Raw genomic sequence first — 14,377 nt, 5'->3', positions numbered from 1 at the left:
GGACACCATGTCAAACCCTCTCCATCCGGACGCCACCCGCGCTGCAGCGCATCCGCCAACAGCCTCCACCGATGCCCTGAACCCGGCTGACGCCGAACGGGACGCCACGCAGGCACGCGGCCCGTTCCGTGCCTTCCGCAAGGCCTATCGCAACGCGCGCGACTGGCATTGCTCCCGCGGGCGCGCCGCGGTCATTGCAGTGCGTTTCGCCTTGACCGGCGACAGCGGCCGCTTCCGCAGTCACGGCGGCTGGATGGTCTCGCGCATCTACACGCCACGGTGAGCTGCGGCGGACTGACCGGCCAGAACGGCCGGGTCAGTCGCTTTCGCCGAGCCGGCCTTCGGCCAGCGGTACTCGCGAGCCATCCAGCAGGCCGCGGCTGAGCGCGCCGTTCTCGATGAACAGCAGCTCGCCGTTCTCACCGTTCTTGATGCTGCTGTCGATGGCGATGATGCGGTCGCCATGGAAGCTGCTGACATGCGGCATCGAGGTGTGGCCGACCACGATGCGGGCGAGGTCGAGCTGTTTGAGCAGCGTCTCGACCTGGGCGGTATCCATGCGGCCATCGAAGTAGCCGCGGTACCAGATCGGGCTGGTCTTGCCATCGAACAGCCGGGCAGTGTCCGGTGCAGCCTTGACCTGCTCCTTGGGCAGCCCGACTGCGGCCTGGTAGCCGGCGTTGGTGGTATCCATGTTGCGCACCAGGTCCAGGTTTTCCGGTGCGATGCCGCCGTGCAGGAACAGGGTGTCCCCGATGCGCAGCAGCACCGGACGGGTGCGCAGCCACTGGCCGATCGTCGAATCCGGACCGTACAGCGCGGGGTAGGAACGGCCGAGCAGCTGCGCGGTCTTGAGGTACTTCGGGTTGACGTAGCGCAGGTCGTTGTAGAGCACCATCGTCTCGTGATTGCCGAGCACGAAGTGCACCGCACCACCGGCTGCCGCGGCCTGCTGCTGCAGGCTGTACAGCAGCCAGAATGCTTCGGTGACCTGCGGGCCGCGGTCGAATACATCGCCGGCCACCACCAGCGTGGCGTCGCCCAGCGACCAGCGGTCTTCGCTGTCGATCACGTGGTGGGCGCGCAGCAGCGTCACGAGCAGGCCGTACTGGCCGTGGATGTCCGACAGCGCGACGATCCGCGGCGTGGCCGGGAATCTGGCGATCTCCGCCGTGCGCGGCGGCAGCACGGTCAGGGGGTGTGGATAGCCGCACTCGGGGGCGACCTCGGTGGCCTCGCCGCGTGCCGGCAGCTCGCGGCGGATCACGTGGTCCTTGCACACCCAGGCCGCTTCCAGCCCCTTGGCGGTACGAAACACGTACGGTCCATCGGCATCCACATGCTCGGCCGGCGCCGCCACCTCGCGTGCCGTGGCCAGCAGCGGTGTCATCAGCAGCGCTGACTGGAGCAGCAACAGGCCAGGGCGGGTCAGGGCGCGGAGGATCGACATCGGGGGAATTCCTGTGGCGGACGGCAATGCCGCGATGCTACGCCGCACGGAGCGCGCCGGGCATGCGCCATTGGTCAGCCATGCATGCCGCAACGGGCGGATGGGCCGGCGCTGCCGTCGGCCACACAGGGTCACCCGCGCTGCAGCGCCTTTCGCCCGGGGGCATCGGGCAGGTCATCGCTGGCCAGCACTACCCGGTCCCGGCCCCGCTTCTTGGCCTGGTACATCGCCGCATCGGCGCGCGCCATCAGCCGCTCGTAGTCGGGATGACCATCATGCGCGGCCACGCCGATGCTGGTGGTCAGCGACAGGCGCTGGCCACTGGCCAGTTGCACCGGGCTCTGCGCGATGTGCTTGCGCAGGTTCTCGGCGATCACCTCGGCCTGGGCGGCGGTGGCGGCCACCAGCACCACCACGAATTCCTCCCCGCCATAACGGAACAGGTAGTCGCTGCCGCGGGTAAGCTGGCCGAGCAGGGCGGCCACGTGCTGCAGGGCGCGGTCGCCGCCGTCATGGCCGTGCGCATCGTTGATCGCCTTGAAATGGTCCAGATCCAGCAGCAGCACCGAGAACGGCGTCTGCGTGGAATTGGCCAGTTCGATTTCCCGGCGCAGCACGGTCGGCAGGAAGCGGCGGTTGAGCAGGTTGGTCAGTGCATCGCTGCCCGCATCGAGCTCGCCGATCCGTTCGAACAACATGCCCATCAATGTGCGGATCTGCGCCAGCCGCTCGCGGATACCCTGCAATGCCCCGAAGCGCGCCGCGAAATCGGCATGCGCAAGCGCTTCCTGCAACTGCGTATCGACCGCGGCGACCAGTGCACCGACCTGGCCGGTCTCGCTGCTTTCGCCGAAACTCGGAATGCCCTTGTGGGTGAACCACAGGCCGAACTCCGATTGTGCCAGCCCGGTGAGCTCGGCCTCTGCATTCTGGCTGGCCATCGCGTAGAGCAGCGCGTTCTCCCAGTCCAACAGCAGGGCGCGTTGCCGTTCGCGCTCGGTGCTGACGTTCTGCACCAGCGAGAACAGGCGATACGCCGCATCGGTCCGTGAAGAGCGCTCGCGTGCATGCGTGTAGGCCAGCGTCATGCCTTCCAGGGCGATATCCATCGAGGCGCTGAGGCAGTGGATCGCCGCGAACGCGGTCGCACTGTCGTCGGCCTGCGCGATGATGCGGTCGAACAGGCGATGCTTGAGTACACGCGCGCCGCGGGCCACCAGATCCACCGGAATGCCCACACGGGCATGCACGTCACCAATCACGCGCTGTGCGGCGACCAGCGCGTTGATGCTGTCCGGCGTGGCGGTAAGGATCTGCTGCAGCCACCGCTGCATCGCCGGTTTCAGGCGCAGCCGCACCTGGTCGTGCGAGAGGAACCGGCTCGCGCGCGGGTCTTCGAGCAGCACGTCGTAGAAGTGGTGGGCCAGCCCGGGCGGGCTCTCCGCCGACAGGCTCGCCAGCAGTGTCGCCGCAGCGGCCGGCGTCTGCGCCAGTGTCTGTGCCCAGGCCAGCGCCAGCGGTTGGCTGGCCTCATCAAGATTTGGAACGTTATGCACGATTGTCTTCCCGCCACACAGGCCGTCGAGAGGTAGCGGCCGGGCGCTGGTGTTATTGAGTTGCAAACTGAACGCTGCGGTAAGTGTAATAGTCTCCGCGCGAGGCGCTGCTTACCCTGCCGGCATTGTCCAGGAGAGCTTTCATGGGTCACGACCACGACCATCTGCCCAGCGAGATCCGCCACGAAAAACCGCTGTGGTGGGCGCTGGGGCTGACCACCACCTTCCTGCTGGTGGAGGTGGCCGGCGCGTTCTGGACCAACAGCCTGGCACTGTTGTCCGATGCCGCGCACATGGCCACCGATACGCTCGCGCTGATGGTCGCGCTGGTCGCGGTCCGCCTCAGCCGGCGCCCGCCCGATGCCAAGCGCACCTACGGCTATGCGCGGCTGGAAGCCATCGGCGCGATGATCAACGGCGGCATGCTGTTCGTGGTCGCCGGCTACATTCTGTGGGAGGCGGTGCAGCGCTTCCGCGCGCCGCAGGAGATCGCCTCCACCGGCATGCTGGTGATCGCGGTGTTCGGGCTGGTGATCAATCTCATCTCGATGCGCCTGCTGCGCGCCGGCAGCGGCGAGAGCCTCAACGTCAAAGGCGCGTACCTGGAAGTCTGGGCGGACATGCTCGGCTCGGTCGCGGTGATCCTCGGCGCGTTGCTGATCCGCTGGACCGGCTGGAAGCCGATCGATCCGATCCTGGCCGTGCTGATCGGCCTGTGGGTACTGCCGCGCACGTGGGTGTTGATGCGCGAGGCGATCAACGTGCTGCTGGAAGGCGTGCCCAAGGGCATGGATGTGGCGGCGGTACGCGGCACCCTGTGTGCCCACGATGGCGTGGTGGACGTGCACGACCTGCACGTCTGGGCGCTGGCGTCCAGCACCCCGGCACTGACCGCGCACGTGGTGATGGGCTCCGGTGTGAATGCGGACCGCCTGCGTCGCGAGCTGGGCACCCGGTTGCACGAGCAGTACGGCATCGACCATGTGACCCTGCAGATCGAGGCCGACCACTGCGGCGATCCCTGCAGCGTCGGCAGCCCCCGCGACCGGCACGCCGATGACCATGCGGGGCACGACCACGCGGCCCATGCGCACGACAGCCACGACAGCCACCGCGCTGCACCGGACGCGCAGGGCCATCACGGGCATCCGCATCCCTGAGGTCTACCGGCGGCCCCACGGCGGACGGGCAGGGCAGGGTTGCCGCTACAATGCGGGTCTGCCTTGCCATCTGTCGGAGATACTGCAGTGACCCGGAAACTCGTACTGTTGCGCCACGGCCAGAGCCAGTGGAACCTGGACAACCGCTTCACCGGCTGGGTGGACGTGGAACTGACCGAACAGGGCCGCCGCGAGGCTGCCGCCGCCGGCCGCCTGATGCGTGAAGAAGGGCTGCAGTTCGATGTCGCGCATACCTCGGTGCTCAAGCGCGCCATCCACACCCTGCAGGGTGCCCTGGCCGAACTGGACCAGGACTGGCTGCCGGTCAGCAAGAGCTGGCGCTTGAACGAGCGCCATTACGGCGGCCTGCAGGGCCTGGACAAGGCCGAGACCGCCGCCAAGCACGGCGAGGACCAGGTCAAGATCTGGCGCCGTTCCTACGACATCCCGCCGCCGGCGATGGACATCGAGGACCCGGGCCACCCGATCCACGACCGCCGCTATGCGGGCCTGGACCGCAACGCGCTGCCGGGCACCGAATCGCTGGCCACCACGCTGGACCGCGTGTTGCCGTACTGGTTCGATGCGATCGCCCCCCAGCTCAAGGACGGCAAGACCGTACTGGTCACCGCGCACGGCAATTCGCTGCGCGCGCTGTACAAGTACCTCAACAATGTTTCGCAGGAAGCGATCCTGGAGCTCAACATCCCGACCGGCATCCCGCTGCTGTTCGAACTCAACGACGACCTGACGGTGCAGTCGTTCCGCTACCTGGGCGACCCGGAAGCGGCACGCAAGGCCGCCGAGGCCGTGGCGAACCAGGGTAAAGCGAAGTAAGAGCGAAAGGCCGGCAAATGCCGGCCTTTCGTTTTGTTCGCCCTTTGATATCGGGCGCTCCACCACAGGTTCGCTCCCTGTGTTCCGGTGGGGCTTCACGGTTCTCGTGGCATCAGTGCAACAATAAACTCTGTGCCAATGGGGAGGGCATCCCGATAATCAGCTTTGATTGCGGAGACGTTCTTGCTGGTGTTGTGCCATGGGTCCATCCAGCCTTGGGGCGTCATCAGCAAATAGTGATCAGATTGGTAGGGCGCTTCGCCTCGGATGCAGATGATCGATCCTGCTGGGAACTGCGCAGGTCTACGCCAATCTGCGATGTACCAGAGATCGTGGTCTGCAAGGGACCAGATGATTTCATGAACATCTAGTCCAAGCGGCGCTTCGTCCAGTTTCCCGTCCTTATGGTGCTCAAGCCGTTTGAGGGCTGCGTCGTACTCAATTCCAAGAAGAGAAGCCACGCAAGCGACGCCGCATCCCCACTCATCCTCTTGTTTTACAAGCCTGTATTTATTCATTGCACCTCACATTTTTCACGATTTCTCACCATAGAGCTCCTGCTGCTCTACGAGCAAGGCTTCTCGTCGCTCCCGGTGTGTGACCTTTGGCCGGTCCGCACCGGCCCCTCCCGCGCTACGCTGCCCGATTGCCCGTGGTCCGGGTGATGCATCCATCTGTAGCCGGAGAGTCGAATGAAGTTTTCCAAGCTGGTCCCGCTGGGTCTGACCGCCGCCATCGCCGTGTCGCTGGCCTCCTGTGGCAAGACCGATACCGCGCCTGCCGCCACCGCCGATGCCACGCCGGCGTTTGATCAGTCGCAGATCAAGACCGCGCTGATCTCGCTCAACACTGCCGATCTGGACACCGCCATCGCCGCCTGTACCGACCTCAACGGGTTCGTGAACAGCAAGTGGCTCAAGGCCAATCCGGTCCCGAACGACCAGACCACCTGGGGCAGCTTCGAAATCCTGCGCGAGCGCTCGCTGGAAGTGCAGCACGCGCTGGTCCAGCAGGCCGCCGCCAGCCAGGCCAAGGCCGGCACGGTGGAAGCCAAGATCGGCGACATCTGGAAGACCGGTTCGGACGAGGCCAAGATCGACGCCGCCGGCATCACCCCGCTGCAGCCGCAGCTGGACAAGATCGCCGCGCTGAACGACACCGCCGCCATCACCCAGTACCTGCGCGACAGCCAGGCGGTGGGCCAGGGCGTGCTGTTCTCGCTGTTCGCCAATGCCGATTACAAAGATTCGGCCAACGTCATCGCCTATGTCGGCCAGGGCGGCCTCGGCCTGCCGGAGAAGGGCTACTACTTCGACGATTCGCAGGCCAAGATCCGCGACGCGTACGTTGCCTACATCGCCCAGGTGCTGACCCTGTCCGGCGTCGATGCCGAGCAGGCCAAGTCCCAGGCCAAGGCCGTGATGGAGTTCGAAACGCGTCTGGCCCAGGCCTCGATGTCGCGCATCGACATGCGTGACCCGGCCAAGCGTTACAACCCGGTCAGCGCTGCTGATGCGGACAAGCTGACCCCGAACTTCAGCTGGACCGCCCTGTTCGATACCCTGAAGGTGCCGGCCGCGCAGAAGTTCTCGATGGCCCAGCCGGGCTTCTTCGGTGAAGTGGACAAGATGCTGGCCGACGTACCGGCCGCCACCTGGCAGGCCTACCTGCGCTTCCACACCATCGATGACGCCTCGCCGTACCTGAGCAGCGCCTTCGAAAAGGCCAACTTCGATTTCTACAGCACCACCCTGCGTGGCCAGAAGGAAATGCAGCCGCGCTGGAAGCGTGTGCTGGAGTCGGTCAACGGCGCCATCGGCGAAGGCCTGGGCCAGATGTATGTCGACGCGGTGTTCCCGGCCGACTCCAAGGTGCAGATGCAGCACCTGGTGGAGAACCTCTCGGTGGCGCTGAAGGCGCGCCTGGAGAAGCTGGAGTGGATGAGCGAAGACACCCGCAAGAAGGCACTGGAGAAGTGGGCCAGCTTCACCCCGAAGATCGGCTACCCGGACAAGTGGCGTGACTGGTCGGGCCTGGAAACCAACGGCGACAGCTACCTGGGCAACATGCAGGCCGCGCGCACGTTCAACTACCGCTTCATGCTCAACAAGATCGGCAAGCCGGTCGACAAGACCGAGTGGGGCATGACCCCGCAGACCGTCAACGCCTACTACAACGCCACCAAGAACGAGATCGTCTTCCCGGCGGCGATCCTGCAGGCGCCGTTCTTCGACGCCAAGGCCGATCCGGCGCTGAACTACGGCGGCATCGGCGCGGTCATCGGCCACGAAATGATGCACGGCTATGACGACTCGGGCAGCCAGTTCGCCGCCAACGGCAACTTCGACAACTGGTGGACCGACAGCGACCGCGCGGCCTTCACCCAGCGGACCGACCAGCTGGTCGCGCAGTTCGACGGCTATGAGTCGCTGCCGGGCGTGAACGTGAAGGGCAAGCTGACCCTGGGCGAGAACATCGGCGACCTCGGTGGCCTGACCGTGGCCTACGACGCGCTGCAGATGGCGCTGAAGGAAGACCCGAAGGCCAACGTAGCGGTGGACGGCCACACGCAGGACCAGCGCTTCTTCATGAACTGGGCCACCGTGTGGCGCCGCAACTTCAACGAAGGCGAGCTGCGCGTGCGCCTGAACACCGATCCGCACGCTCCGGCCAACTTCCGTGCCAATGGCGCGCCCTCGAACATGCCCGCGTACGCGCAGGCGTTCGAGTGCAAGGCCGGCGATGCGATGGTGCGGGCCGACGACAAGCGCGTTGTGATCTGGTGATCGCACGCGGTTGAGTGACATGAAAAACCCGGCGGACGCCGGGTTTTTCTTTTCCAGCACGCTCGCGGCAAACCCAAGCGGAGACTACGTAGCGGAGGCCATCATCCGGGTGAACAGGCCGAACACCTGCGGGTCGACCAGGCCACCCTGCTGCTCGGCGAGGATGCCCATCGCCTTGGCATGCGGCATCGGGCCGCGGTACGGGCGGGTGGTGGTCATGGCGTCGTACCCATCGACGATGGTGAGCACGCGTGCGCCCAGCGGAATGTCGCTGCCTTTCAGGCCATCCGGATAACCACTGCCATCGAAGGCCTCGTGATGGCTGCGGATCAACCGCGCCACCTCGGCGGCATCACTGCGCCCGGTGGTGGCGAAGATACGCTCACCACGTTCGGGGTGGGTGCGCATGATCGCGCGCTGAGCGTCGTCCAGGCGCGCGGGATACAACAGCACGTTGTCCGGAATGCCGATCTTGCCGATGTCATGGAAGCGCGCGGCCAGCGCCAGATGCGCGCGCTGCGTGTCGTCCAGATCGCACAGGCGCCCCAGCTGATCGCCGAGCAGGCCGACCCGGTCGCAGTGGAAACGGGTGTACTGGTCGCGCATCTGCAACGACATCGACAGCGCATCGATGGAGCAGACCTGCGAAGGGGTGTCGTCGAACATGGGGGCGGTCACGTGGGGTCGGATGGCCGGCCGTCAGTGCCGGGGTCGGGCAGGCCGCCACGTGGCGCCTGCCCCTTGAACGATAGCGCCTGGCGACCGACGCCAGGCGTGAAATCAGCGCGGGGAGAGGGTCAGCAACAGGGCCTTGGCGGCGCTGAAGCGGTCTTCCGGCAGCGGCAACGGGTGCTTGATGCGCAGCTTGTCCGGCCCGTCCATCGCGTACAGCTTGGGCTGCTTCTGGATCAGCTGGATCACCGCCATCGGGTCGATCTCCGGCTTGGGATTGAACACGATGCGGCCGCCGTTCTCGCCCAGCTCCAGCTTGCGGACGCCCAACACGTTGGCCTGCAGCTTGAGCTCGGCAATCGCGAACAGATGCTTGGCCGGGTCCGGCAGCAGGCCGAAGCGGTCGATCATCTCCACCTGCAGTTCGCGCAGCTCAGCGCTGTCACGCGCGCTGCTGATGCGCTTGTACAGGGTCAGGCGGGTATGCACGTCGGGCAGGTAGTCGTCCGGGATCAAGGCCGGCACATGCAGTTCGACCTCGGCACCGCGCGCCTCTTCGCCCGCATCCAGGTCCGGCAGTTTGCCCAGGCGGATGCTGCGCACCGCGCGTTCGAGCAGCTCGGTGTACAGGCTGAAGCCGACCTCGGCCATCTGGCCGCTCTGGTCCTCGCCAAGCAGCTCGCCGGCACCGCGGATTTCCAGATCGTGGGTGGCCAGGGTGAAGCCGGCCCCGAGTTCGTCCATCGAGGCGATGGCCTCCAGACGCTTCTCGGCATCGGGCGTCATCGCGCGCTTGTCCGGCACCACCAGGTAGGCGTACGCCCGGTGATGCGAGCGACCCACGCGGCCACGCAGCTGGTGCAGCTGGGCCAGGCCGAAGCGGTCGGCGCGGTTGATGATGATGGTATTGGCGTTGGGGATGTCGATGCCCGATTCGATGATCGTGGTCGACAGCAGCACGTTGAAGCGCTGCTTCTGGAAGTCCAGCATCACCCGCTCCAGCTCGCGCTCGGGCATCTGCCCATGGGCGATGCCGATACGTGCTTCGGGTACCAGCTCGGCCAGCTCGCGCTGCATGCGGCCGATGCTCTCCACGTCGTTGTGCAGGAAGTACAGCTGGCCACCACGGGCCAGTTCGCGCTGGAACGCTTCGCGCAGCAGGGCGTTGTCCCAGGCGGTGATGAAGGTCTTGACCGCCAGCCGGTTCGGCGGCGGCGTGGCGATGATCGATAGATCACGCAGCCCGGCCATGGCCATGTTGAGCGTGCGGGGAATCGGCGTGGCGGTCAGGGTCAACAGGTGCACGTTGGCGCGCATCGCCTTGAGCGCTTCCTTCTGGCGCACACCGAAGCGCTGTTCCTCATCGACCACGACCAGACCGAGGTCCTTGAACTTCACGTCCGGCTGCAGCAGGCGATGGGTACCGATGATGACGTCGATGGTGCCGGCGGCGACCTTCTCCAGTTCGGCCTTGATCTCCTTGGTGGATTTGAAGCGCGACAGCACCTCCACCCTGAGCGGCCAATCGGCGAAGCGATCGCGGAAATTGCGGTAATGCTGTTCGGCCAGCAGGGTAGTCGGCACCAGCACGGCGACCTGCTTGCCGGCGCTGGCGGCGGCGAACGCGGCGCGCACGGCGACCTCGGTCTTGCCGAAGCCGACATCGCCGCAGACCACGCGGTCCATCGGCTGGCTGCTGGCCAGATCGCGCAGGGTCGCGTCGATCGCGGCCAGCTGATCAGGGGTTTCCTCGAACGGGAACCCGGCCGCGAACGGCTCGTACATCGCGCGGTCCACATGCAGCGCCAGGCCGGCACGGGCACGCCGACGCGCCTGGATTTCCAGCAGCTCGGCGGCGACGTCGCGGACCTTTTCGGCCGCCTTGCGCTTGGCCTTGGTCCACTGCTCGCCACCGAGCGAATGCAGCGGGGCGGTTTCCGGCGAGGCACCGGAATAGCGGCTGATCAGGTGCAGCTGGGCAACCGGCACATACAGGCGGTCGCCCTTGGCGTATTCGATTTCCAGGAACTCGCCGGGCATGCCGCCGGCATCGAGCACGATCAGGCCGCGGTAGCGACCGACACCGTGGTCTTCATGCACGATCGGCGAACCTTCGCTGAGCTCGCCGAGGTCGCGGATGATCGCTTCCGGCTCGCGTCCGGCCCGGCGGCTGCGGCGCTGCTGGCCGGCGCGTTCGGGGAACAGCTGACGTTCGGTCAGCACCGCGATCGGCGGGCTTTCCAGCGCGAAACCGTCTTCCAGCGGCGCCACGGTGATGCCGAAGCGCACGCTGTCGTCGGCCAGGAAGCCGGGCAGATCGGCGACCACCGGCGGCTTCAGCTCGGCGGCGAGCAGCACTTCCAGCAGGGCTTCGCGGCGGCCGGCGGAATCGGCGGCGATCAGCACCCGGCCCGGGTAATGACCGATGAAGGATTTCAGTGCCTCGGCAGCCGGCGCATCGCGGGCGGCCACCGGCAGTGGCGGCAGTGGCTGGTCGCCCAGCGGCTGTGCATCGCCGATGCGGTCGTGATCCAGTGGCCAGACTTCGACGCGGGCCAGGCCGTTGAGCGTGGCGCGCAGTTGTTCGGGGCTGGCGTACAGCTCTTCCGGCGCCAGCAGCGGGCGCTCGACATCATGACGGCGCTGCTCGTAGCGGTTCTGCGTCTGCGCCCAGAAGGCGGCTGCAGCATCGAACACGTTCGGCGCCAGCACCGGCAGCACGTTGGGCTGCAGGTAATCGAGCAGGGTCGCGGTCTTGTCGAAGAACAGCGGCAGGTAGTACTCGATGCCGGCCGGCGCGATACCGGCCTTGAGATCCTGGTAAAGCGCGCTGCGCCGGGTATCCACATCGAAGCGCTCGCGCAGCGTGTTGAGCACGCGCGAGACGCTGAGATCATCCAGCGGCACTTCACGGCCGGGCAGCATGTGCACCGCCTCGACCTTGTCCAGCGAGCGCTGGGACTCCGGATCGAAGGCGCGGATCGAATCGATATCCTCGTCGAGCAGTTCCACCCGCAGCGGCGCCTCGGCCCCCATCGGGTAGACGTCGAGCAGGCCGCCACGCACGGCGAAATCACCCGGGTCCATCACCTGCGGCACGTTGCGGTAACCGGCCGATTCCAGGCGGCGCTTTTCCGCGTCCAGATCCAGGCGCTGGCCGACCGTCAGGTCGAAGCTGCCGCCGATGACGTATTTGAGTGGTGCCAACTGCTGCAGCAGCGTCTGCACCGGCACCACCACGATGCCGCGCTTGAGCGCAGGCAGGGCATGCAGCGCGGCCAGCCGCTGGGAAATGATGTCCGGGTGCGGGCTGAAGGCGTCGTAGGGCAGGGTTTCCCAGTCCGGGAAGGCCACGATCGGCACGTCGCCGGCACTGCCGAGCAGGGTGTGCAGATCGGCTTCGATCTGGTTCGCGCCATGGTTGTCGCGCGCGACCACCAGCAACGGCCCATCGTGCGACTGCGCCGCGCGGGCGATGTACCACGCCAGCGCTGTGGCCGAAGCGGGAGCGCGCCACCAGGCGCGGAGCTGTCCAGGACGTGGCAGCGGCGGAACGGGATAGGAGGTGCGTGACATGAACCGTCGATTTTAGCAGACCGCAGCGTGGCGGCCGCGTCATCCGGCGGCAGGCAAGCGTCCGGCCGCCCGTCATCAGCTGTCGAGTTCAAGCACCATGCGCACCAGGCCCGGCGTACCGTTCGGGTGCGGGATCGGCTGGAAGCCCAGCGAGGCGGCCAGCTGCTTCATCGGCTCGTTCTCTTCGGCAACATCGCCGTACAGACGATCCAGGTACTTGCCGCGCGCCCACTTGACCAGCTTGCGCATCAATTGCCGGCCCAGGCCCTGGCCGACCAGGAAGCGGCTGACCAGGATCGCGTACTCGGCCTCGCGGGTGCCGGGGATGATCGAGGCACGCGCGACCGCACCCACCACGGCTTCACCGGCAGGCAGCGACTCGGCTGCGACCAGGGTGATTTCGCTCTTGGGATTGGGATGGGTCAGGCGCTGCGTCGTTTCCGGCGACAGTTCGGTCACCGACTGCAGGAAGCGGTCGCGGATTTCTTCGGGACCGAACAGACTGAAGGCGGCATGCAGCGGCGGGCCGTCTTCCGGCCGGATGGGGCGGATCAGCAGCTCGTGGCCACTGGGTGCCTTGAAAATCTCGTGCCAGGGCGGCATGCGGTTACGGGTAGCCATACCGGTGATTCCTTGGTGGTCTTCGGATTCTCGCATCCCGGGGGCAGCGTTCCGTGAACGGATCACTCACGCCGCGCCGGACGGGAGGCGCCGGCCAGGCCGGGGTTCCGGCCTGGATTCAGGGGGTCATTCGGCCTGCTTGAGCCACTGCAGGCGGGTCGAGGCGCCGGCCTCGCCCAGGTGCTGCTTGAGCGCCGGCATGGCCGGGGCCAGGACCTGGTCGAACTGCCACGGCGGGTTCAGCAGCAGCATGCCGCTGCCATTGAGCCGCAGCGGGGAGTCGTCCGGGCGGATCAGCAGCTCGGCGGTCAGTACCGATTTCACCGGCAGGGCACACGCCTTGCGCAGGAAGTGCAGGATGGTCCGGCGCTGCTTGATCGGGAACCAGATCGCAAAGCTGGCCTGCGGCCAACGGCCCAGGATCTCGGTCACCGAGGCCAGGATGGCCTGGTATTCGGCGTCCTGCCCCTCGTAGGGCGGGTCGATCAGGACCAGCCCACGGCCGATCTTCACGCCGTTGGCCTTGGGCGGCAGCAGTTTCCTGTTCTGGGCATAGCCATCGGCGTGATACACGGCCACCCGGCTGTCATGGGCGAACAGTGCCTTCAGCGCCGCGGCTTCGGCATCCTGCACTTCGCACACGGCCATGCGGTCCTGCTCGCGCAGGGTCTGGGCGGTCAGCAGCGGCGAGCCGGGGTAGCTGATCATCGCCCCGACCGGGTTGTCGGCCTGGACCGCCTTGAGGTAGCGCTCCACCACCGCGGGCAGCTGCGGCTGGGCCATCAGGCGCATCACGCCGTCTTCGGCCTCCAGCGTCTTGCGGCTTTCCTCGCTGGCCAGCAGGTAGCGGCCAGCGCCGCCGTGGGTGTCCAGCACGAAGAACGGGCTGTCCTTGCGCTTGAAGGTGTCGAGCAGGGCAAGCTGCACGATGTGCTTGAGCACATCGGCATGGTTGCCGGCATGGAAGGCGTGGCGGTAATTCATCGGCGCAGTGTACGGGGCGGCGGGCCCAGCGGCTATGCTGCGCGCATGAGCCACCCCCTGCACAACGTCCTGGTGGTCGAGGACGAAACCGCCATCGCCGATACCGTTCTGTATGCACTGCGCAGTGAAGGCTACGGCGCCCAGCATTGCCTGCTCGGCGGTGAGGCGCTGGCCCGGCTGCGCCAGCACGCCTTCGATGTGGTGGTGCTGGATGTGGGCCTGCCGGACATGAGCGGCTTCGAGGTCTGTCGCACGCTGCGCACCTTCAGCGAGGTGCCGGTGATCTTCCTGACCGCCCGCAATGACGAGTTCGACCGGGTGCTCGGCCTGGAGCTGGGGGCGGACGACTATATGGCCAAACCCTTCTCGCCGCGCGAGCTGGTGGCGCGGGTGCGCGCGCGCCTGCGCCGGTCCGCGGCCCCTGCCGACACCACCGGCTGGCAGCAGCTCGGGCGCTTCTCGATCGACCGCGAGGGCAGCCGGATCCGCTTCGGTGACCAGCCGCTGGACCTGACCCGCTACGAATACGCACTGATGGCCGCCCTGCTGCAGCGCCCCGGCGCGATCCTCAGCCGCGCCCAGCTGATGGACCGCGGCTGGGACAGTGACGCCGACAGCGCCGACCGCACCGTCGATACCCACGTCAAAACCCTGCGCGCCAAGCTGCGTGCCGCCGGCGCCGAGACCGACCCGATCCGCACCCACCGTGGCCTGGGCTACGCACTGGAGGTGTAG

The 14,377-nt window shown here is 66.8% G+C and carries 12 protein-coding genes; 5 read left to right on the top strand and 7 right to left on the bottom strand.

Annotated features, from left to right (window positions below):
* Positions 1-7 precede the first annotated feature (7 nt).
* Complete coding sequence (locus tag AC1DIQ_RS18045; protein WP_121041369.1) at positions 8-283, top strand: hypothetical protein; 276 nt, start codon at positions 8-10, stop codon at positions 281-283.
* 33 nt (positions 284-316) lie between these two features.
* On the opposite strand, the gene AC1DIQ_RS18040 is transcribed toward AC1DIQ_RS18045, so the two are convergent.
* Together AC1DIQ_RS18040 and AC1DIQ_RS18035 are read right to left on the bottom strand one after the other, a co-directional pair.
* Positions 317-1,450 (bottom strand): metallophosphoesterase, encoded by a 1,134-nt coding sequence (locus AC1DIQ_RS18040; protein WP_478050524.1) that lies wholly within the window; start codon positions 1,448-1,450, stop codon positions 317-319.
* A 131-nt stretch (positions 1,451-1,581) separates the two neighbouring features.
* Complete coding sequence (locus AC1DIQ_RS18035) at positions 1,582-3,006, bottom strand: diguanylate cyclase (RefSeq protein WP_461770859.1); 1,425 nt, start codon at positions 3,004-3,006, stop codon at positions 1,582-1,584.
* A 143-nt stretch (positions 3,007-3,149) separates the two neighbouring features.
* On the opposite strand from AC1DIQ_RS18035, the gene AC1DIQ_RS18030 reads away from it, so the two are divergent.
* Entirely contained in the window at positions 3,150-4,166 is a 1,017-nt protein-coding gene (locus AC1DIQ_RS18030) for a cation diffusion facilitator family transporter (protein ID WP_478050523.1), read from the top strand.
* Between the two features lie 87 nt (positions 4,167-4,253).
* A complete protein-coding gene (gene gpmA, locus AC1DIQ_RS18025) occupies positions 4,254-5,003 on the top strand; it encodes a 2,3-diphosphoglycerate-dependent phosphoglycerate mutase (protein WP_038689579.1) in 750 nt (249 codons plus the stop codon).
* Between the two features lie 95 nt (positions 5,004-5,098).
* On the opposite strand, the gene AC1DIQ_RS18020 is transcribed toward gpmA, so the two are convergent.
* Entirely contained in the window at positions 5,099-5,521 is a 423-nt protein-coding gene (locus AC1DIQ_RS18020) for a hypothetical protein (protein ID WP_461770860.1), read from the bottom strand.
* 174 nt (positions 5,522-5,695) lie between these two features.
* Between AC1DIQ_RS18020 and AC1DIQ_RS18015 the strand changes: the two genes are divergently transcribed.
* Positions 5,696-7,789, top strand: coding sequence for a M13 family metallopeptidase (locus AC1DIQ_RS18015; RefSeq protein ID WP_152151684.1), 2,094 nt, complete (start codon positions 5,696-5,698; stop codon positions 7,787-7,789).
* An 84-nt stretch (positions 7,790-7,873) separates the two neighbouring features.
* Here AC1DIQ_RS18015 and AC1DIQ_RS18010 read toward each other — a convergent pair whose 3' ends face one another.
* The 4 genes from AC1DIQ_RS18010 to AC1DIQ_RS17995 all read right to left on the bottom strand — a co-directional run bounded on the left by AC1DIQ_RS18010 (position 7,874) and on the right by AC1DIQ_RS17995 (position 13,642).
* A complete protein-coding gene (locus tag AC1DIQ_RS18010; protein WP_121041379.1) occupies positions 7,874-8,455 on the bottom strand; it encodes an HD-GYP domain-containing protein in 582 nt (193 codons plus the stop codon).
* A 114-nt stretch (positions 8,456-8,569) separates the two neighbouring features.
* A complete protein-coding gene (mfd, locus tag AC1DIQ_RS18005; RefSeq protein WP_478050522.1) occupies positions 8,570-12,037 on the bottom strand; it encodes a transcription-repair coupling factor in 3,468 nt (1,155 codons plus the stop codon).
* A gap of 75 nt (positions 12,038-12,112) precedes the next feature.
* Entirely contained in the window at positions 12,113-12,658 is a 546-nt protein-coding gene (locus AC1DIQ_RS18000) for a GNAT family N-acetyltransferase (protein ID WP_019184458.1), read from the bottom strand.
* Between the two features lie 126 nt (positions 12,659-12,784).
* Positions 12,785-13,642 (bottom strand): 23S rRNA (adenine(2030)-N(6))-methyltransferase RlmJ, encoded by an 858-nt coding sequence (locus AC1DIQ_RS17995; RefSeq protein WP_461770863.1) that lies wholly within the window; start codon positions 13,640-13,642, stop codon positions 12,785-12,787.
* A 45-nt stretch (positions 13,643-13,687) separates the two neighbouring features.
* On the opposite strand from AC1DIQ_RS17995, the gene creB reads away from it, so the two are divergent.
* On the top strand, positions 13,688-14,377 hold the full coding sequence (gene creB, locus AC1DIQ_RS17990; RefSeq protein ID WP_121041385.1) for a two-component system response regulator CreB: 690 nt from the start codon (positions 13,688-13,690) through the stop codon (positions 14,375-14,377).

Source organism: Stenotrophomonas sp. 05L413, from assembly GCF_056397945.1.
This window is presented reverse-complemented; position numbering and strand designations above follow the sequence as displayed.

Excerpts from the sequence above, each read along its gene's own strand:
- AC1DIQ_RS18020 (WP_461770860.1), bottom strand. The coding sequence starts at position 5,521 with ATGAATAAATACAGGCTTGTAAAACAAGAGGATGAGTGGGGATGCGGC.
- AC1DIQ_RS18015 (WP_152151684.1), top strand. The coding sequence starts at position 5,696 with ATGAAGTTTTCCAAGCTGGTCCCGCTGGGTCTGACCGCCGCCATCGCC.
- mfd (WP_478050522.1), bottom strand. The coding sequence starts at position 12,037 with ATGTCACGCACCTCCTATCCCGTTCCGCCGCTGCCACGTCCTGGACAG.
- AC1DIQ_RS18000 (WP_019184458.1), bottom strand. The coding sequence starts at position 12,658 with ATGGCTACCCGTAACCGCATGCCGCCCTGGCACGAGATTTTCAAGGCA.
- AC1DIQ_RS17995 (WP_461770863.1), bottom strand. The coding sequence starts at position 13,642 with ATGAATTACCGCCACGCCTTCCATGCCGGCAACCATGCCGATGTGCTC.
- AC1DIQ_RS18040 (WP_478050524.1), bottom strand. The coding sequence starts at position 1,450 with ATGTCGATCCTCCGCGCCCTGACCCGCCCTGGCCTGTTGCTGCTCCAG.
- AC1DIQ_RS18010 (WP_121041379.1), bottom strand. The coding sequence starts at position 8,455 with ATGTTCGACGACACCCCTTCGCAGGTCTGCTCCATCGATGCGCTGTCG.
- creB (WP_121041385.1), top strand. The coding sequence starts at position 13,688 with ATGAGCCACCCCCTGCACAACGTCCTGGTGGTCGAGGACGAAACCGCC.
- AC1DIQ_RS18045 (WP_121041369.1), top strand. The coding sequence starts at position 8 with ATGTCAAACCCTCTCCATCCGGACGCCACCCGCGCTGCAGCGCATCCG.
- AC1DIQ_RS18030 (WP_478050523.1), top strand. The coding sequence starts at position 3,150 with ATGGGTCACGACCACGACCATCTGCCCAGCGAGATCCGCCACGAAAAA.